17 protein-coding genes and 2 tRNA genes are annotated in these 18,680 nt (G+C 41.6%); 11 read left to right on the forward strand and 8 right to left on the reverse strand.

Annotated elements, in window-relative coordinates:
• Positions 1 to 392: 392 nt before the first annotated feature.
• Positions 393 to 466: transfer RNA gene (locus BW716_RS10415), tRNA-His, on the reverse strand.
• A gap of 162 nt (positions 467 to 628) precedes the next feature.
• On the opposite strand from BW716_RS10415, the gene BW716_RS10420 reads away from it, so the two are divergent.
• A complete protein-coding gene (locus BW716_RS10420; protein ID WP_083722481.1) occupies positions 629 to 3,067 on the forward strand; it encodes an outer membrane beta-barrel protein in 2,439 nt (812 codons plus the stop codon).
• A gap of 9 nt (positions 3,068 to 3,076) precedes the next feature.
• Here BW716_RS10420 and BW716_RS10425 read toward each other — a convergent pair whose 3' ends face one another.
• On the reverse strand, positions 3,077 to 3,733 hold the full coding sequence (locus BW716_RS10425) for a protein-L-isoaspartate(D-aspartate) O-methyltransferase (RefSeq protein ID WP_083722482.1): 657 nt from the start codon (positions 3,731 to 3,733) through the stop codon (positions 3,077 to 3,079).
• A gap of 195 nt (positions 3,734 to 3,928) precedes the next feature.
• Between BW716_RS10425 and BW716_RS10430 the strand changes: the two genes are divergently transcribed.
• Entirely contained in the window at positions 3,929 to 5,653 is a 1,725-nt protein-coding gene (locus BW716_RS10430) for a phospho-sugar mutase (protein WP_083722483.1), read from the forward strand.
• A gap of 173 nt (positions 5,654 to 5,826) precedes the next feature.
• On the opposite strand, the gene BW716_RS10435 is transcribed toward BW716_RS10430, so the two are convergent.
• A complete protein-coding gene (locus BW716_RS10435) occupies positions 5,827 to 6,324 on the reverse strand; it encodes a phosphoribosyltransferase family protein (protein ID WP_083722484.1) in 498 nt (165 codons plus the stop codon).
• 417 nt (positions 6,325 to 6,741) lie between these two features.
• Between BW716_RS10435 and BW716_RS10440 the strand changes: the two genes are divergently transcribed.
• From BW716_RS10440 to BW716_RS10455, 4 genes are all read left to right on the forward strand, one after another.
• A complete protein-coding gene (locus BW716_RS10440; protein ID WP_083722485.1) occupies positions 6,742 to 8,025 on the forward strand; it encodes a (Fe-S)-binding protein in 1,284 nt (427 codons plus the stop codon).
• Positions 8,026 to 8,037: 12 nt separating this feature from the next.
• A complete protein-coding gene (locus tag BW716_RS10445; protein ID WP_083722486.1) occupies positions 8,038 to 8,820 on the forward strand; it encodes a (Fe-S)-binding protein in 783 nt (260 codons plus the stop codon).
• A 77-nt stretch (positions 8,821 to 8,897) separates the two neighbouring features.
• Positions 8,898 to 9,401, forward strand: a complete 504-nt coding sequence (locus BW716_RS10450) for a hypothetical protein (protein WP_083722487.1) — start codon at positions 8,898 to 8,900, stop codon at positions 9,399 to 9,401.
• A gap of 46 nt (positions 9,402 to 9,447) precedes the next feature.
• Positions 9,448 to 9,807 carry a hypothetical protein gene (locus BW716_RS10455; protein WP_083722488.1) on the forward strand — a complete coding sequence of 120 codons (360 nt, stop codon included), beginning with the start codon at positions 9,448 to 9,450 and terminating at the stop codon, positions 9,805 to 9,807.
• 452 nt (positions 9,808 to 10,259) lie between these two features.
• Here the strand turns inward: BW716_RS10455 and BW716_RS10460 are convergent, their stop codons facing one another.
• Together BW716_RS10460 and BW716_RS10465 are read right to left on the reverse strand one after the other, a co-directional pair.
• The gene (locus BW716_RS10460; RefSeq protein ID WP_083722489.1) at positions 10,260 to 10,559 is read right to left on the reverse strand and encodes a hypothetical protein; all 300 of its coding nucleotides are present in this window, start codon (positions 10,557 to 10,559) and stop codon (positions 10,260 to 10,262) included.
• Positions 10,541 to 10,999, reverse strand: a complete 459-nt coding sequence (locus BW716_RS10465) for a hypothetical protein (RefSeq protein ID WP_083722490.1) — start codon at positions 10,997 to 10,999, stop codon at positions 10,541 to 10,543. The genes BW716_RS10460 and BW716_RS10465 overlap by 19 nt, the downstream gene beginning before the upstream one ends.
• A gap of 472 nt (positions 11,000 to 11,471) precedes the next feature.
• Between BW716_RS10465 and BW716_RS10470 the strand changes: the two genes are divergently transcribed.
• Together BW716_RS10470 and BW716_RS10475 are read left to right on the forward strand one after the other, a co-directional pair.
• Positions 11,472 to 11,897, forward strand: a complete 426-nt coding sequence (locus BW716_RS10470) for a hypothetical protein (protein ID WP_083722491.1) — start codon at positions 11,472 to 11,474, stop codon at positions 11,895 to 11,897.
• Positions 11,894 to 13,120, forward strand: a complete 1,227-nt coding sequence (locus tag BW716_RS10475; protein WP_083722492.1) for a hypothetical protein — start codon at positions 11,894 to 11,896, stop codon at positions 13,118 to 13,120. Before BW716_RS10470 ends, BW716_RS10475 begins: the two co-directional genes overlap by 4 nt.
• A 152-nt stretch (positions 13,121 to 13,272) precedes the next feature.
• Here BW716_RS10475 and BW716_RS36720 read toward each other — a convergent pair whose 3' ends face one another.
• A complete protein-coding gene (locus tag BW716_RS36720) occupies positions 13,273 to 13,440 on the reverse strand; it encodes a hypothetical protein (protein ID WP_179091080.1) in 168 nt (55 codons plus the stop codon).
• A 360-nt stretch (positions 13,441 to 13,800) separates the two neighbouring features.
• On the opposite strand from BW716_RS36720, the gene BW716_RS10480 reads away from it, so the two are divergent.
• The 3 genes from BW716_RS10480 to BW716_RS10490 all read left to right on the forward strand — a co-directional run bounded on the left by BW716_RS10480 (position 13,801) and on the right by BW716_RS10490 (position 16,047).
• Positions 13,801 to 13,873: transfer RNA gene (locus tag BW716_RS10480), tRNA-Gly, on the forward strand.
• 141 nt (positions 13,874 to 14,014) lie between these two features.
• Positions 14,015 to 15,097: an AAA family ATPase gene (locus BW716_RS10485; RefSeq protein ID WP_083722493.1), complete on the forward strand. Its 1,083-nt coding sequence runs from the start codon at positions 14,015 to 14,017 to the stop codon at positions 15,095 to 15,097.
• A 194-nt stretch (positions 15,098 to 15,291) separates the two neighbouring features.
• Positions 15,292 to 16,047 carry a hypothetical protein gene (locus BW716_RS10490; RefSeq protein WP_083722494.1) on the forward strand — a complete coding sequence of 252 codons (756 nt, stop codon included), beginning with the start codon at positions 15,292 to 15,294 and terminating at the stop codon, positions 16,045 to 16,047.
• A 214-nt stretch (positions 16,048 to 16,261) separates the two neighbouring features.
• On the opposite strand, the gene BW716_RS10495 is transcribed toward BW716_RS10490, so the two are convergent.
• Positions 16,262 to 17,470: an MFS transporter gene (locus BW716_RS10495; protein ID WP_083722495.1), complete on the reverse strand. Its 1,209-nt coding sequence runs from the start codon at positions 17,468 to 17,470 to the stop codon at positions 16,262 to 16,264.
• Between the two features lie 76 nt (positions 17,471 to 17,546).
• On the reverse strand, positions 17,547 to 18,476 hold the full coding sequence (locus BW716_RS10500) for an AraC family transcriptional regulator (RefSeq protein ID WP_083722496.1): 930 nt from the start codon (positions 18,474 to 18,476) through the stop codon (positions 17,547 to 17,549).
• Between the last annotated feature and the right edge of the window lie 204 nt (positions 18,477 to 18,680).

Consider the following 18,680-nt stretch of genomic DNA (forward strand, 5'->3'; position numbering starts at 1 on the left):
GCCGTCTCTTATTATTCAGAGACGGCTTTTTTCATGAATAAATAAACCTGCTAACCATAAACATTCTCCTCTAAGAAATTCTTAGAACTATCGCCAATAATGCTATTATTGGCGGGTTTATTGAACCCTTTGGTTGTTGTGATTTGAGCTTGTAAACTTAAAAAGGGGAAGAGGATAAATGCAATAATAATTTTTTTATACGGGATATTGAGGTTCTTTATTAAATAATAAGACTCATTAAACTGAGTAAAAATCTATGCGTCAACCCGATGTTAACTGCTGTGTGCGGAATTGTCATTTATATTGTGGAAATCAGATCTTAAGTTTTGGTTCATAACAGTATGAAACAAAAAAAGGACCTCTTATTCAGAAGTCCTTTTTCCAAAAAGGTGGGTGGATGATGGGGTTCGAACCCACGACCCCTAGAACCACAATCTAGTGCTCTAACCAACTGAGCTACAACCACCGTTTGAATTGGGATTGCAAAGATAAGCAAAACAATTCTCTACTTCCAAATATTTTTAGAACTTTTTTCTCCCTCACACACCTAATCCTCACCTTTCATCATTTTCCCCTCCCTATTCCCCCCCACTACCAATATATTTGTTACGGTCTCAACTTTCTTTCAATGCGGTATTCCCTGTTAATAATAACAGCGGTCCTGTCCACCTGTTATATATCTGTAGTAGCCCAAACCACCAACAAGCTGACCGGCAAAGCTATAGACGCCAGCACCGGCAAGCCCGTTGAATATGCTTCCGTAGTCATCCTACAGGAAAAAGATTCTTCCGTGCTCACAGGTATGTACACCCAACCAGATGGTACTTTCAGCTTCAACCCGCTGCAAACCGGCCACTACATCCTCCGTATCACCTTTATGGGTTACGACAACCTCTATAAAAACATTACAACCAATAAACCGTTGGGCACCCTAAAGCTCACCCCCACCGGCAAAGTCCTCGCGACCGTCGAAATCAAATCCGAAAAGCCCGCGTTCTCTATGCAGATCGACAGACAGGTATTCGACGCCGGCGCTTTTGTAACCGCCGAAGGAGGTACAGGCACTGATATTCTAAAAAACATTCCCAGCGTGGACGTGGACATAGACGATAATGTTACCCTCCGTGGCAAAAGCGTCACCATCTATGTAGACGGCAAGCCCTCCACCTTTGGAGATGCTAAAACAGCCCTGCAAATGATTCCCGCAGAGACGATCGACAGAGTTGAAGTGATCAACAACCCCTCTGCTAAATTCGAAGCCAACGGCGGTGGCGGTATCATCAACATCGTGCTGAAAAAAGATAAAGCCATCGGCTACAATGTCATGTTCAACGCCGGCGTAGCCACAAGAGGACAAGTTAACGGAACGGCAAACGCCAGCTTAAGACTGAAGAAATTCAACTTCTTTGGTAACTACAACGGCCGCTACGGATCTACCACCGGCTCCGGCTATAGCTACCGCCAGAACCTGATCGCCGATACTTCCGGCTCCTGGTTCTTTACACAGGATAGCCATAATAAGAATACCAGTCACCAAAACGGCGGCCGTATTGGACTCGACTATTACCTCGGTGAGTATAATACGTTCACCCTCTCCGAAGGCTTTAGCAGTAGCGGCGGTAACAGCGAAGACGACATTTTGCTCGATTACCTCAACCAGGTCAAAGACCCTGTCAAATCAGGTGAAAGACATAATACCAGCGGTAATAAAAACCCCAACAATAACACCGCCTTCAATTTCCGCCATACTACCAGCAGGCAGAATGAAGAGTGGACGGCCTACGTGAGCTATAGCAACAATAAAGGCAATAGCAACAGTAACTACTTCACAAAGTATAACACTGCCGCCAACCCCGATCTGCAGGCGAATACCGGCCGCTCTCAAAATAAATTCTGGAACATCCAGACAGACTATACCACCCCCTTCGGGAAAAAAGGCAAATTCGAAACAGGAGGTAAAGTCACGCTACGGAATAACAACAACGACTATAACGCACAGGTCTACAACTGGGACTCCATGGAATACCAGACCAGCAGCCTGCTCTCCAATACCTATTATTATAAGGAAGACATTTACGGCGCCTACGTCAATGTATCCAACGCCATCGGCAACCTCGGTTACATGGTCGGCACGAGAGTGGAGCAGGCTTATCTCAATGGCTACTCCTACACCAAGGATACTTCTGTGAATAATAAATTCTTCAACGTATTTCCCAGTGTATTCCTGAAATACAACCTGCCACATAACCAGGACCAAAGCCTGATCTTCAACTATTCTACCCGCATAGACAGGCCGAATTTTGACCAGCTCCTCCCCTACGTCAACAACTCCGACCCGCAGAACATCCGCGTGGGTAACCCGGCTTTACGCCCATCCCTGACCCATAAGTTCGAAATGAACTACTCAAGATATTACCCTGGTTCAAAAGATTTCCTGAACACCGGGGTATACTATTCCCAGGCCAATGACGACATTGACCGCATCAGTGTGTTGGATACCACTACCGGCATCACCACGACCAAACCCATGAACCTGGCTACAGACAAAGACTGGGGAGCTAACTTTACCTACAACCTCCACATCCTCAAAGGCTGGAATGTATCCAGCAACCTGAACCTGGAATACAGCAAACTGACCGGCACCGCCATCAGCAACGAATATTTCTCCTGGGGCATCAATGTGAACTCAAATTGCCGCCTGCCCGGCCGTTTTAATATACAAATGAACGCACACTACCGGTCACCCCGCGTACAGCCACAGGGTACCTTCAAAGCGATGAACGGCATTGACATGGGGGTGCGGAAAGAAATGCTGAAGAACAATGCACTGGCCATCTCTCTCAATATCTCCGATATATTAAATACACAACAATACAGCTCCCACTACGAAACTGATGCCTTTATACAGGACTACAGCCGTAAGAGGATGACCCGTTTTATCAGGTTGAATATCCGTTACCGTTTTGGAAAGATGGATCCAAACTTATTCAAAAGAAAGAAGAAACCGGAAGATCAGGAAGAAACGCCGGAAACTGAGGACAAAAAGCCACAAAACGACAGGTTATAAACCCCGTCATCAGGCTTTTTTCCCTGCCAGCATCGGAACAAACGAGAAATTGTCAAACATCTCCTGCTCATAATCTGACTCACTTACCTTGGTAATGCGCAACATACGTTGCACTTCCTGTCCGCCGACAGGAATCACCATTTTGCCACCGACCTTCATTTGCTGCAACAGGCGCTCCGGGATCTGGGGGGCCGCTGCGGTGACAAGTACCTTGTCAAAAGGTGCATAGGTAGGGAGACCTTCATACCCATCTCCATAAAAGAACCGGAGATTAGGATACTTTGCTTTAAAAGGAAAAAGCTTTACCTGGTCAAAGAGGCGTTTCTGACGTTCGATGGTGAAGATCATCGCCTTCAGTTCAGCCAGCACACAGGCCTGGTAAGCACTACCGGTACCTATTTCCAGCACCTTTTCAAATGGCTTTACTTCCAGCAACTGTGTCTGGTAGGCCACTGTATAAGGTTGGGAAATAGTCTGCCCCTCCCCGATGGGAAATGCCCTATCCTCATAAGCAATGCTTTCGAATGCCGTATCCAGGAAATAATGCCGGGGAATGTTGTTGATAGCTGCTAAAACGCTTTGGTCTGTTATGCCCTTTTGCAGGATAGTATCTACCAGCTGCTTGCGTAATCCTTTTTGTTTATAGGAGTCTTCGTACCGCCTCATGCACACAAAAATAGACAATACCACCCACTTTCAATAACCTATGGGAATTTCTATTTATCCCCATCACAGTTGAATATGGTGCAATAATTGCATATCCCTCCATCTGGCGCCAAATTGTAGCACCATATTTCAGGATTTTAGCTTTAATTTACAATCTTGTTTCTGACACAATTTTCAGACAAACCCAATTTTTTTATGGATAATGTAATCGAAAGTAAGGTATCACAATGGCTGAACGGCCAGTTTGATGCGGAGACGGTATCCGCTATCAAAAAATTGCAGCAGGAAAACCCCGATGAACTGGCTGATGCCTTTTACCGTAACCTAGAATTTGGTACGGGCGGTCTACGCGGTATCATGGGCGTAGGTACCAACCGTATGAACAAATACACAGTAGGTATGGCTACTCAGGGTTTTGCCAACTACCTGAGACAGGCTTTCACGGATGAAATCAAAATCGCGATTGCACACGACAGTCGCAACAACAGTCGTTTCTTTGCCGAAGTGGCTGCCAATGTTATGGCTGCAAATGGTATCAAAGTATACCTTTTCGAAAGTCTCCGCCCTACTCCGGAGCTCTCGTTCACCATCCGTCATCTCAAATGCAAAGGTGGTATCGTACTGACAGCATCGCATAATCCTAAAGAATATAACGGCTATAAAGCATATTGGGACGATGGCGCCCAGCTCATTCCGCCTCACGACAAGAACGTGATCCGCGAAGTAGAGAAAATCGCCAATGTGGAAGATGTGAAATGGTCTGGTGGTGAAGCAAATATCCATCCGATCAGCACTGAAATCGACGAAGCTTACATACAGATGCTGAAAGGCCTGAGCATTCAGCCTGAAGCAATTGCGGCACAGAAAGATCTTAAAATAGTATATACGCCTATCCATGGTACCGGTATCACCCTGGTGCCTGAGACGCTGAAACGCTTTGGTTTTACCAATGTACATGTGGTAGAAGAACAGGCGACCCCAAATGGTAACTTCCCAACCGTGGTATATCCAAACCCGGAAGAATCCGAAGCCATGAGCATTGGTCTGAAGAAGGCAAAGGAGCTGGATGCCGCTATCCTGCTGGGTACCGATCCGGATTCTGACCGCGTAGGTATTGCTGTGAAGGACCTGAAAGGGGAATGGATCCTCCTGAATGGTAACCAGACCGCCGTACTGCTTTTCAATTATATTATAGAAGGCCGTCGTGCAAAAGGACTGGCAGGTGCAACGGATTACGTATGTAAAACCGTGGTAACCTCCGACCTGATCGACGTATTTGCTGCCAAAAACAATGTAAACTGTTACAATGTACTCACTGGTTTTAAATGGATCGCTGAACTGATCCGTACCAAGGAAGGAAAAGAACAGTTCATTTGTGGGGGTGAAGAGTCTTATGGCTACATGATCGGTGACAATGTGCGTGACAAAGACGCGATTGCTTCCGTAGCCCTGATTTGTGAAATGGCTGCCGTAGCTGCAGGCCAGGGTCGTACCCTTTACCAACAGCTGATTGACATCTATATAAAATATGGTTATTACAAGGAAAACCTGATCTCTATCACCAAGAAAGGCATGAAAGGTGCGGACGAAATTGCTGATATGATGAAAGGGTACCGCGAAAATCCACCTGCTACGATTGCTGGTGTGCCAGTAGTAACTACTTACGATTACCAGCTGCAACAGGTGAAAAACCTGAAGACCGGTGAGATGAAAGCTATCACCCTGCCTAAGTCGAATGTACTGCAGTTTGTGCTTGAAGACGGTAGTAAGATTTCTGCCCGTCCTTCTGGTACAGAGCCGAAGATCAAGTTCTATTTTAGCGTGAACCAGAAACTGGAAAGTGCGGAAGGGTTTGAGGCGGCTACGCAGGCACTGGATGCGAAGATCCAGGAGATCATTCAGGATATGAAACTGAAATAAATGTCATAAATAAAACCTCTGGGAATCGAATAAATAGAATCCTGGCTTCATGAGGCATCTGAATAAAAGAGCGTGTATCTTCTTTTGATACACGCTCCTTTTATTTTATGAAAATAAGGTTTATCCCCGTTGGTGAATTCCCTCTTTCATGAATGTTTTTATAGTCAATATTGTTATTGTAAGTAAGCAGACTGAATCTCCTCTCCTGCCACATCGACCATTACCATCTCCTGGAGTGTTGTAGATAAAGAATAACCCACAAAATCCACTGACAGCGGGAAAGATTTATGTTTACGGTCTACCAGTACAGCCGTCTGGATCTTCTTTGGCAGGAATTCCAGCAAAGGTTTCAGGGCGTACAGCATTGTTCTGCCTGAATTGGCCACATCGTCTATCAGTACGACTACTTTTCCATTGAAATCCAATGATTCAGAGAGTTGCACCTTGTCAGGATGTTGTTTATCCAGTTTTAGTTCAATGAGTTTTATTTGAATGGGAGAGATCTCTTTCAGGATAGCCGCGATTTTTTCGGCGAGAATTGTCCCCCGGTCCCAGATACCAGCCAGTATGATGTGCTGTTCTTCACTGTTATGCTCATATATTTCGTAAGCGATACGTTTGATTTTTTTATCGATCACATCCTGGGTGAGGATTACATTCTTTGATTCCATGTCAAAATTAATTGAAGGGATAAAAGTAGGGATTTTTTAGGTATGGTGGAGTGATAGTGGGGGTATAGTGCTATTAGTTCACCTAAGGGGCACTAAAAGGGCATTAGAAGGGCACTTCAATATCCGGGGGATAATGAGGTGAGCTTGTGGTGATGGATTAGTGAGGTATTAGTGGCGGCGGAGAGGTGAAGGGGGGTGGGGGAATTGTTGGGGGGGGAGGCGAAGGAGTGTCGGAGAAGCATCCAAGAAGCGTCGAAGAAGCATCGAAGGAGCATCGAAGAAGCATCGGAGAAGTGCCCATTGGGTAACGGGTTAGTAACAAGTTAGTGACGACATTCTGCACTTATAGTATTATAGTTGCGTTAATATTCTATGCCTTTTTCCCTTATATTGCAATAGTCAAATCTGATTTGAAGTATGCATATAATTCAGGAAATCCTGTTTGTATTTGCCTTTGCTGTTGCAGTGTACCTCTTTTACCGCAAAGCCAGGCAGATCAGGCTTAATATTTTGCTTGGAAGAGATGTGTCGTTGAATGATCGCCCCGATCTACGTTGGAAAAATGTACTACTCCTTGCCTTTGGGCAGAAAAAAATGTTCCGCAACCCGTTGGTGGCTGTGCTACACTTCTTTGTGTATGCTGGTTTTCTGATCATTAATGTGGAGATACTTGAAATTATCCTGGATGGGATATTTGGCACTCACCGGTTGTTTATGCCACTGTTGGGGTCATTATATCCTGTATTGATAGGGTGTTTTGAGGTATTGGCGGTATTGGTACTCAGTGGTTGTGCGATCTTCCTGGTCAGGCGTAACATTGTGCATGTGCGCCGGCTGGCGATGCATGAGCTGGATGGCTGGCCAAAGTCAGACGCGAATTATATCCTGGTAACGGAAATTGTGTTGATGGTGTTGTTTCTCACCATGAATACGGCGGATCAGGCATTGCATCCGGAGGTGGGACCGTTTTTGGTATCCGGGGCTTTCAGGGGGTCTTTTGAGGGGTTGTCTCCTATTTCGCTGGAGGCGATTGAGCGTACCTGCTGGTGGCTGCATATTCTAGGTATCCTGGCGTTTTTGAATTACCTGCCTTATTCCAAGCACCTGCATATAATACTGGCGTTTCCAAACGCTTACTTTAGTGACCTGCGTCCAAAAGGGAAGATGGAGAATATGCCGGCGGTACAGAAAGAGGTGACCCTTATGCTCCAGCCCGAGCTGGCTGTGGCCGAACCTGCTGCGGCAGAGATGCCGAAGTTCGGGGCGAAAGATGTACCTGACCTGACCTGGAAGAATATCCTGGATGCGTATAGTTGTACGGAATGCGGACGGTGTACAGCTGCTTGTCCGGCGAACCTGACGGGGAAGAAATTGTCTCCCCGCAAGATCATGATGGATACCCGTGACCGTGCTGAAGAAATAGGTAAATTGGGGAATACGGAAGGGAAAACCTTGTTGCGTGATTATATCAGCGAAGAAGAGCTGAGGGCTTGTACCAGTTGTAATGCCTGTGTACAGGAATGTCCGGTCAGCATCAATCCTTTGCACATTATTCTACAACTGCGCCGCCACCTGGTGATGGAAGAATCCAGTGCGCCACAGGAGTGGAATATGATGTTTAGTAATATAGAAAATAACATGGCCCCCTGGAAGTTTAGTCCTGATGACAGGGATAAATGGGCGGTTGAAATGAATGCATAAACTGATAATTCCATGCAAATAAAAACGATGGCAGAATATTTCGCCAGTGGCGAATCGCCGGAGATTCTTTTCTGGGTAGGGTGTGCGGGGAGTTTTGATCAGCGTGCACAAAAGATTACGAAGGCATTTGCAACGATCCTGACGAAGATTGGGGTGCGGTTTGCGATATTGGGGAAAGAGGAAAGTTGTACGGGAGATCCGGCGAGGAGAGCGGGGAATGAATTTATATTCCAGATGATGGCACAGAATAATATTATGGTGCTGAATAATTATGGGGTACAAAAGATAGTAACGACCTGTCCTCATTGTTTTAATACATTGAAGAATGAGTACCCGGAGTTGGGAGGAAATTATGAGGTGTTGCATCATGCTTCGTATTTGCAGCAGCTGATAGATGCGGGGAAGATCCGGTTGAAGGAAGGTGGGGCTTTTAAGGGTAGGAAGATCACTTATCATGATTCCTGTTATTTAGGGAGGGCGAATGAGATCTATGAGGCGCCAAGGAAGGTATTGGAGGCGTTGGATGCGGAGTTGGTGGAGATGAAAAGGTGTAGAAGTAATGGGTTGTGTTGTGGGGCAGGTGGGGCGCAGATGTTTAAGGAAGAGGAAAAGGGGAATACGAGGATAAATTTTGAGAGAGGGAAAGAGGCGGTGGAGACGGGAGCGGCTGTGATTGCTGCGAATTGTCCTTTTTGTATGACGATGCTGACGGATGGGGTGAAGGAACAGGGGAAGGAGGAATCTGTAAAGGTATTGGATATTGCTGAGCTGATAGCTCAGCAGTTGGAGGAGTAGGCGAGCTAATCTTCTGCCCCTTAGGAAAGACTGATTTTCGTCAGTTTATGGAATCAGGAATTTCGTAAATTTGCGATATGGATATTCGACAAATACTACCAACTGACTTTAACCCTGCCTCGCGGGTTTGGATATATCAAAGCAACCGCCCTTTTTCTGAAAAAGAACAAGCGGAGATTGCTGAACAACTGGATCAGTTCACCGCTCACTGGCAGGCACATGGTGCTCCTGTGAAAGGTTGGGCGAAGCTGCTATTCGAACAGGCCATCCTGGTCATAGCGGATGAAACAGACACACACGTAAGTGGTTGCAGCACTGATAGCTCTGTAAGAGTGATCAAGAGCATAGAACGCCAGTACGAAGTGAACCTCTTCGACCGCCTGTTACTGGGTTTTGTGCTGAAAGACAAGCTCCAATTACTGCCGATGATGCAGGTTCCTTATGCACTGGAAAAAGGGTATATAGATGAAAATACTATTTACCTGAATAATACCGTGCTGACTTTAAAGGAATTAGAAGAAAACTGGCTTCAGCCATTAAAGAATAGCTGGCTGGCAAAGAAATTTGCTATTGCACAGTAAGTGAATACAAAACGGGCAGTTTCACCAGCTGCCCATTTTATTTATTATGAATGTTCTTGAAATAGATGTAGATATCATCTGTCCTGCTTGTTCCCGTAAAGCTTTGTTAAGTGCCAGCTGTGAGATCACAGGTTATATGTTCAGACCCAAAAAGATTATTGGCAAAGCTTCCTGTATACATTGCGGATATAGTCATCCTAAACTGACGGTTGTGAATGCGGACTTTTATTATCAGTTTCCGGTTGGAGACAGGATGTTTTATGCGAGGAATAAAGAGAATCTGAGGGAGTTGTTGAGCTTTTTTAAAGAGGGGAAGAAGTGGGATGATGAGTTGTGTTTTGATTTTCCTGCAACATTTTATGTGCATAGGGATGAGATTGTGAAAAAGATAGAAAGCCTTTTGTAAAATATTATTCCCCTGAAATCTTTGTCAGTAAATACTTCAGCGGATTATTGTTTTTATTCACTTCTATAAAACATGCCCCTATCTGGCCTCTCACATTCAATTCTGGTCAGAAATGGGTCAGAGAAAATCCTCCAAAGGAGAAATAAAAATTCAGAATAATGGGGGTAAGATCAGGCTAAGATGGAGCTATAGGGCCCAAAGACATCCATTGGGTTTGTCTTATGATTATACTTGAGAACTGCCAATTAGTGAATTTGAAATCCTAAAGGTATTCCTCTTAAGTTTCAGGGCATCAATAGGTATAGGAGAGCCCAATAAATCTAAATTTGATGAACCAGTTTTAGTTAAGAAGATTAAAAATAGAATGGTATTAATTGATGAGTACCATAGATTATTAAAGAATATAGCAGAATCAAAAGAAACAATCAATATATTGAGGAAGCAATTCCAAATTAGGCAGCAGGTGTATCTGACCAACAATGGAGCACGTCATGACTATTTAAGATTTGAATAGAAAAAACGTTTCTTCTAATTTCCTCACTAGTTGTTTCCCATAAAATTTCAAATAAAAAATCCAGAGCATCAGAGCAAGCCGCTCCATCAACCCAATCTGCCTTGACTTGTACTATAAACGAAGTAGATGAATCACCAGGAAATGCTTCTTCAATACAAATATTAGCTAAGGGCTTTCCTTTTTCAGAACATTTATCTAAAAATGGTTGAAGTAGTTCTTTTAATTTTTTTCTATCCATGATATGAGTCCATTTTCACGTGAGAGTAAAGTTATTAATTTTTCTACGTCTTTTTGAATAATATGTCCACAAGGCTTGTAGCGAGCATTTTCATCCCAAGAGTTAAACAACAAGGAGTTAGCCTTGGCTAATTCAATGTTTGTCGCCTTATCAGCATCAAATTTCACTTTTAAACCACTAAAGATCAATAAAATCAACAAATTGTGGGTTTTCAAAGCTTTCCTTATATCTGAAATCCCTTTAATCGAATTGGCTTCTAAATTTTTTTCGTCAAATAAATTAGGAATCCCTAATCTATCACAAATCTTAGCCTTAAGAGTCAATTCTACGCTATAGCCTGCCAGATAAAACGCCCCATCACACATACCATTTTTTAGTAAGATATCTGCTTCTCTTAATCGTTGTTGAGCCAAATCTCTGATTTCTTTTGGATCTGTCATTTTCTATTATTTATCTAGAAAAGAGATAATGTTAAAAATTATAAATGCTGTTAATGGGTATATAAGCTAATTAAATAAAAGGAGTTAAAAGTTAATTGGCTGTTAATAAGAGTATTTTTAGTACTAAAAAATTACTTAATGTATCTTCAAAATCATTACTCCATTCTATTAGCTTTTCTTTTTTATCGATCGCTTTCGACGGAATGGAACTGCTACATTTGCCATTATAAAAGTGTCAAAAGTGTTGAACGCCTTATTCAAAGAATTAATAAGTTATGCAATCTACATATTGAAAGTCCTGACGTCTTAACATTTTAACAAGAATTAGAAATACGTTGGATGGATTTCTGCATTACTAAATAATAACTACTTTTAGCCTCAGATATTATACCTTATCTTGCTGCTAAAAGCAGGAGGTATTAAAATCGCAATAAAGTTCCATTACCAAACAATTATTCCATACCACTGAATTATGAGTTATAAATTCCCAAGTGTAAAGCTAAATAACCAAGGGCTCTTTGGACCAACTAAAAGAAAGCACTACTATAAACCTGTTACCTATCACAATAAATCTGCTGGTAGTACCCTGCATAAAACCAAATGGGTATTAAAACAAAACGAACAGTATGAGGCTTTTCGGATTTCTGACGAAGCTATTTGGCATTGCGGTAAGAATCGCGGTTTGTTTTCAATTCTCAATAAAGGAGAAATTATCCAAGGAAGTAATGACGAACGACTTTCTTTCTTTCCTACCCCGAATAATTCGATCGATGCATGGCATGGATACCCTGTTGACACAAGCCAATATGAACCAAGTACAGAGCTAGTTGACAGATGGTTTAAAGAAGATATTATTAATGAAAGAATTAGAATTAAAATACTTAAGGCTCAACTATGAAAACAATAAAATTTTCAATTAAGGTCAATGCGATCGACAGCTATATATACAGTGGTCATATTTTCCTTGTGCTAATTGATGGAAGACTTGTTTTTGCGCCGCTTAGTAAAATAATGTGGAGATTAGTTAGTAAATATTCTGAATTCGAACATTTATTGAGGCTTTCCTTCCAACGAAATGACTATCTTTCGAATAAGCAAAGCGACTTATTTTGGGGCGTTGGACAACTTAGAAATGTATTCGCTAAGCTCTGGGAAAAAGCAACTGAGGAAATAGACTTTCTAATAGAATTCAACGAGGAAGATTTTAAAGTCATTTCGGAAATGCCTTCAATGCCCGTGCTTGATATGAAATTATATGCGATGAGGATGTATGTAGGGTGCAAAGAGGGGCTTTATGAAATATTGTTAAATTTAGAAGAAGACAAATACAATTTAAATCCAACGAAGCCTGAAAAAAGATTTGATGTAAAAGTCACAAACCTTAATGCTAAATCAGGTGAAGTAATAATATCAGCAAATAATGATGGTCTTTTCCATGGTAGTTTTTTAAATGACAAAAACAAACTTCGCGTAGAAGAAAAAGCAGTCGCTAACAAATCTGTCAGAACTGGTTGGTCTAGCTATGATGTAATTAACTATGACGCCCCCGGCTCATTTGAATATTTTGTAAATGAAACTAAGCCGATCAAAGAGAGACCAGCATACTCCAAATTCGACGAATTCACCGAAAGAAAAAGAATAACTGAATTTGGAAAATCAAAGTTCGGTATATCTCAACTTCTTGAGAGATCAAATATTAGAAAAGATGATATCAGTTATTGCTTCAATAGTTCAGGAACAGGCTTCTTCTTTTTAAAGGATGGAAGATTCGTCAATATTAATCTAAATAAAGACGATAAAACAGATCTATATTTCACATCAAGAACTAATGCCTTACCCACACTTGAATCCTCTCCAAGCAAGTCGAATAGGCCAATCTCAACATGTATAGTACCAAGAGGATGTGTTGTTGAATTTTTTGATAAAGTTGTACTCTATCAAAATTCAAAAGCAAAAGTAATTGAAACGTCTCCAGCGATAAATATACGAACTTATCCAAGTTCAATTCGATATAAAAATTTAATTAGCGTGACAAAAGAAGACTATATTACTTTGCATTCAATTTATCCATTCGTTGAAGATGCGAATGATGTAAGTCTTAATATACTAGACTTTGAATAGTACACAGTCATTTTACCCACCTTACCTGGTAATATGGGTAAGCTGATGTATTAATGAATAGAGGCTGCTTTTCGGCAACCTTTACTTATACTGACCCAAAAATAAAAGCCACCAGAAATGAATCAGTTGGCTTAATAATATTTACAAAAAAACTATCTCTTAGGTAAGAAGTCCTTTATTTTTGATAATTGCTCATTGGCAATTTGCAATTCTTTTGATGAGATGTTTTCTTCATCTATCTTATTGAGTCTTTCATCAACAGTCATAGTGATTTCAGTCTTAAATATATCGCTCCAATATTTAATAACTTTCTTTTCCATAAAATAAAATTATGCTTTTCCCCTGATGTCCAAACCTCTCCATATAAATTCATAAAATATCTTATGTAATGTGCAAAATACAATTCTTTAACATCCGAGATATCTACAGCCTTGTATTGTTGCGGAATAGCAGGGTTAATTCTATTAAACCTGCTAATAGCTTGTTGTTTTAAATCAGGATTAATTACAAAATAGTATTCATCATGCATATTAGTAGGATTTCCGAGAGCTGGAAAGAGAATAGTCCCACTTATTTGGATACTTTTATTAGATTAAACCACCTTTTGGGTCAGATTTTAAATTTGGTGAATAATAAAATATCCTATATTTGCGCTGTATGCCTCCATAGTAGAATATATTGCGGGAATAGCTCAGTTGGTAGAGCATTAGTTTCCCAAACTAAAGGCCGCGGGTTCGAGTCCCGTTTCCCGCTCAATTGAAATCCTTCCTTATGTCGGCAGGCACTATGTGCTAATTTTCCCCAACCCAATCGCATCAAAACCATTCACTCAAAAAAGACTGACTCTTTGCTACAGCTTTTCTGTTTTAGCTATTTTAGATCTACTTTAAACTCATGAAAATTAAGCAACTTTATATTCAAAACTATAAATCTCTTGTAGATTTTAAATTAGAAAATCTACCTGCTTTTGCCGTATTCGTTGGACCAAATGCCAGTGGTAAGAGTAATATTTTTGAAGCGCTTGAGTTTACAAACTATGTCTGCCGATTTCCATTTGAAGCTACTTCGTTTTGGGGAGGGATAAAAAACATTTATTCTTATCAGGCACCGCCAGGCAGAAGTTTGAGTTTTTATTACAAGTTTGACAATGATATAAACCTAAATTTCAGACTGGAAATCACTCCGCAAATGAAGCTTGATGGCTTTGAGGATGTATATAGTATTAGTCAAGATCCGTTATTGGATTTAGGGAAAGAAGAGAATCCGTTTCTTTTTCTGGATATAAGAGACAAAATCAAACGAGATAATTTCCTGGAAGAAGTAAGACAAAAACACCTCCCATACAATAATGAACTTGAAATATTCATTGACAACTTTTCAAGAATTTTTGTTGGTAAAAACTTCCTAAACAGGAGCTTTCAGTTACAATCAAGACTGGACACGAATGCATCAAATCTGTCGCAAATTCTGGCACAAATCCTTGAGGATAGCGAGAAAAAGAAAGAATTTGTTGAATGGCTACGAATACTAATTCCTGATTTTAGAGACATTGAAATCAGAAAATCTAATATTGACGGTAGTTCTGAATTCTTCTTGTATGAAAAGACTTCAAACAGACCATTTCCCAGACATTTAATATCTAACGGTACTTTCAATATATTGGCGTTAATGGCAGCTATATATCAGACTGACAATCCCCAGTTTTTATGTATTGAGGAACCGGAGAATGGGCTTCATCCGCAAGCCATTGAATTATTGGTGGATTTTTTAAGAGAAAAAAGCGAAGAAAAGGGACATCATATTTTACTAAATACACACTCCCAAACACTGGTAAGATGTCTGGAACCAAGTGAAATTATACTTGTGAATAAAGTAAATGGAGCGACTATTGCCAAACAGCTCACTGAAGAAGATGCTGTGAACATCAAAACTGATGAAGCATGGCTTTCTAACGCTTTTGGAGGAGGCGTGTTATGATCAGTGTAGGCTTTATTGTTGAAGGATTAATTGAATACTTCCCGCTCAAATCTCCTGATACTAATATCCCATTGAAGGAAGCGTCTTCTGAGATTTATTAAGAGAGAAAATGGGAAGACTGGATAACAAGGGATATTTTGTACTACTGGGGGAATTACTAAACTCGGAGGAATTATTAAAATTACTGTTTATCAATGCGTCAATTTTTAGCCGGAATATTCTTTTTCGTGACTGCCTGTGGTACCAAACCATCAGTCACTACTTCAACCAATACAAATGATTCTGCTACAGCACAGATCACATTCTCCGGCGATTCAGGTTATCTGACTATGGGAGAAATATTCCCCTCTGTTCTGCAAAATAAAATAATTGATACAACAAACAGCGAAGGCCGCTGGGCAAATATTACCGCCCGGCATACCATGGGAAAATACTACAGATATAAAGATGGTTATATCGCCTGCATTGTGAATGTCAACCCTCCTTTTGAATCACTTGTTCTATTCCAGACAAATGCTAATGGCAAGGTTGAAAACATCCAACCCTATTATCATGGAAATTATTGCAATTGCTGGAATGGTGAATTTGGTTTTGGTAAAATAAAGGATTGCTTTTATGTACGGATTTGTGGTACGGGTTCAGCGTTTACGTCAAGCACATTATATATTTTCAGGGAATTGACTGAGCAATCAGAAGGACAGGGTATTTATGAATTTATATGGAGAGGTTCAATGACGGAACCATATAGATATAAAAGAATGGAGCTATCATCATTAGATCTGGATAATAATAAGATCCATGCTTCATATGTCGAAATGAAAGGTAATGGAAGACACAAAGTATGGGAGAAAAAGACCGGACACTTTGCAATAAATTACACCCTTACAAACAAAGCATGGATCCCGGATGATAGTATCACCCTCGATTCACATGTAATGAACTACAATTAATTCAGGGACGCCGCTTTCATCCTCAACTCCCACAATTCCTCACCCGTCATATAAGCATAATTCAACAACGCCAGCACATACGCCACCTTCGCATTCAGCACATTCTCACTCCTGGTATCTTCCTGCCGGTTCCTGCCTGGTATGCTGCACGTATTCTATTAAATAAGTAGAGAGGACACAAAAGGCCCTCTCTCCCTATGATAAATTGCTAATCTTAAGCAATCGCCGGTGTCTTCGCTGCCCGCATTCTCACCACAGCTATCACTGCACATGTCAGGATCGCTGACATCACTACGTATCGCAGCGACATATCTCCCGACGTTGTCATTTTGCCCGTGGTTGACAATACATAGCTGGAAAACGATGTCACCACATACACCATCCCTCCCATCAAACCACTCGCCAATCCTACATTCTGCGGAAACACCAGCATACTATGCGTGAAGAGATTTGTAAACAAAAAACCTGAGCAAATGTGGATCACAAATGCAAACATCACAAACCACCACAAATCATGCATCACAAACCCTGTTACAAACAGCATCACCGTCAATATCAACTGCGTAAACCCTGCTACTATCAGCTTTCTGCTGAAATCAATATTCATCAGCCGCTTGCTCACGATCCCACCTATCATCCAGGAAAAACCTAATATCAAAGTACAATATCCAATCACTACTGAATTGAAATGGAAGCTATTTTCTATCACAAAAGGTCCTGCAATATTGAACACCATCACCACTGAATAACTCAATCCTAAGATCACGATACCCAGTAAGAACGTACTATTGCTCAACATATGCGCATAGTTATCGCGGATCTTTTTCAACTCCAGGGGTTTCCTGTGCACCAGCGTCTCTCCACTGAAACTCAATTCCAATACAAACATGATAAACGCGTAGATCGCCAGGAAATAGAAGTTAGACTGCCAGTTCAGATACTGCTGTAAGAATCCACCTAAAAACGGCGCTACGATAGGCCCTAATGACCACGTTATGGTGAGATAACTCAAATAATGCTTGCGCTCCTCCCCTTCGTACAAGTCTACAAAAAACGCGCGCTTGCCTACTATCACAAATGCCGTAGCCGTACCCTGCACTACGCGTAGAAAACAAATTAACGCCACACTGTGTGTAATACCTATTAATAATGAAGACAACACCAGCACTCCCAGTGATATTACTGCGGGTCTGTACCTGCCGAGGCTATCCAGCAGGCTGCCCACAAACATCTGGGAAATACCATAACTCATGAAAAAACAAGTCAGGGTAAGCTGGATCTTATCTGCTGATACCCCCAGATCCTTTGCCATAGCAGGAAATGAAGGCAAATAAATGTCTGTAATAAATCCCGATAATGGGATGCAAATGAACGCTAAAATCGTCGCAAATCGCTTTCTGCTTGCCGAGGCACTTTGTAACATATCCTTAATTTGACAACAAAATTATAGCAGCTGAGAGGATCTGCTGTTAAGAGAATCAAAGCAATAATTGCAAAAATCAAATATGGGCGATCCGGGTGGTCTGTCGATATTGTAATGGAGTAGTGCCTGTAGATTTCTTGAAGAAGTTATTAAAATGCGCCGGTTCTTCAAACCCAAGACAGTAGCCTACTTCTGAGATATCCCATTGCGTATTCAGCAATAATGTCTTGGCTTCTTCCATTATCCGGTTCTTTATAATGGATGTGGTCGTATTGCCCGTAATGCTCTTGATTACATAATTCAAATGATTCACATGGACATTCAAAGCCCCGGCAAAGTCGGCCGCGGAGCGCATTGTCAATGGATTTTCAGGAGAATCCAGTGGAAACTGCTGGTGCAGTAATTCATCGAAGTTCCTGAGCAGGCGGGAAGAAGCAGAGAGTTCGCCGGATGACAGGCTGCCTGCAGGCTTATCTACCAGCAAGGCATGCATCATCAGGCACAGTAGGTTGCGGATCGCTTCGTACTTAAAGGCGTATTCGCCATGCGCCATTTCCAGCATCTGCTCAAAGTAAATCTTCATCAATGCCAGTTGCTTATCATCCAGGAAGATGACTGGCTCCGCCCATGCTTTGAATAATGGAGAGCGCTTGAAGATGTCAAACTGGTAATGTTCGTTGAAGAATTCCTGGTTAAAAAGGCAGTAAAAGCCATCCTGATCTTCCGAAATACTGGTCCAGGAATAAGGTACGGAAGGACAGGGAATCAATAATGCCGGGCGGTCTACCAGGATAGAATTGCCCCCGTAATTGATTTCGCCGACACCGAGGATGAGGGTGATCTTGTAGAAGTCCCTTCTGTTATAAGGGGTCTTGAAATTACAGTGCTTGCGTACGTTGACATTAAAATGTGATTTCCCTTTTCCTACATCTGTAGTACTGAAGGGAAATTGTATAAATGACCGTTCCCGGTAAAAATCTCCTAATGTCTCCAATTGCTCGCTCATGATACAAAGGTAAAAAAAAGAGACTGTATTGAAATGCCCCCAAAAAGTTAGACATTTTTGGGGGCACATCAGATCGCTACAGTTTCTTCCTGTATCGTTAATATCCTGTACGGCAAATCATTATAGCTACTTCCAGTATCGTTAACTTCCTGATTGCGCCAGCGACACGGCAAATCATTACAATCACTTCCGATATCGTTAACT

It is taken from the genome of [Flexibacter] sp. ATCC 35208, assembly GCF_001975825.1.
In the GTDB taxonomy this organism is placed as follows: domain Bacteria; phylum Bacteroidota; class Bacteroidia; order Chitinophagales; family Chitinophagaceae; genus Chitinophaga.

Coding starts and splice junctions, on each gene's coding strand:
- BW716_RS10420 (WP_083722481.1), top strand. CDS start 629: ATGCGGTATTCCCTGTTAATAATAACAGCGGTCCTGTCCACCTGTTAT.
- BW716_RS10425 (WP_083722482.1), bottom strand. CDS start 3,733: ATGAGGCGGTACGAAGACTCCTATAAACAAAAAGGATTACGCAAGCAG.
- BW716_RS10430 (WP_083722483.1), top strand. CDS start 3,929: ATGGATAATGTAATCGAAAGTAAGGTATCACAATGGCTGAACGGCCAG.
- BW716_RS10435 (WP_083722484.1), bottom strand. CDS start 6,324: ATGGAATCAAAGAATGTAATCCTCACCCAGGATGTGATCGATAAAAAA.
- BW716_RS10440 (WP_083722485.1), top strand. CDS start 6,742: ATGCATATAATTCAGGAAATCCTGTTTGTATTTGCCTTTGCTGTTGCA.
- BW716_RS10445 (WP_083722486.1), top strand. CDS start 8,038: ATGCAAATAAAAACGATGGCAGAATATTTCGCCAGTGGCGAATCGCCG.
- BW716_RS10450 (WP_083722487.1), top strand. CDS start 8,898: ATGGATATTCGACAAATACTACCAACTGACTTTAACCCTGCCTCGCGG.
- BW716_RS10455 (WP_083722488.1), top strand. CDS start 9,448: ATGAATGTTCTTGAAATAGATGTAGATATCATCTGTCCTGCTTGTTCC.
- BW716_RS10460 (WP_083722489.1), bottom strand. CDS start 10,559: ATGGATAGAAAAAAATTAAAAGAACTACTTCAACCATTTTTAGATAAA.
- BW716_RS10465 (WP_083722490.1), bottom strand. CDS start 10,999: ATGACAGATCCAAAAGAAATCAGAGATTTGGCTCAACAACGATTAAGA.
- BW716_RS10470 (WP_083722491.1), top strand. CDS start 11,472: ATGAGTTATAAATTCCCAAGTGTAAAGCTAAATAACCAAGGGCTCTTT.
- BW716_RS10475 (WP_083722492.1), top strand. CDS start 11,894: ATGAAAACAATAAAATTTTCAATTAAGGTCAATGCGATCGACAGCTAT.
- BW716_RS36720 (WP_179091080.1), bottom strand. CDS start 13,440: ATGGAAAAGAAAGTTATTAAATATTGGAGCGATATATTTAAGACTGAA.
- BW716_RS10485 (WP_083722493.1), top strand. CDS start 14,015: ATGAAAATTAAGCAACTTTATATTCAAAACTATAAATCTCTTGTAGAT.
- BW716_RS10490 (WP_083722494.1), top strand. CDS start 15,292: ATGCGTCAATTTTTAGCCGGAATATTCTTTTTCGTGACTGCCTGTGGT.
- BW716_RS10495 (WP_083722495.1), bottom strand. CDS start 17,470: ATGTTACAAAGTGCCTCGGCAAGCAGAAAGCGATTTGCGACGATTTTA.
- BW716_RS10500 (WP_083722496.1), bottom strand. CDS start 18,476: ATGAGCGAGCAATTGGAGACATTAGGAGATTTTTACCGGGAACGGTCA.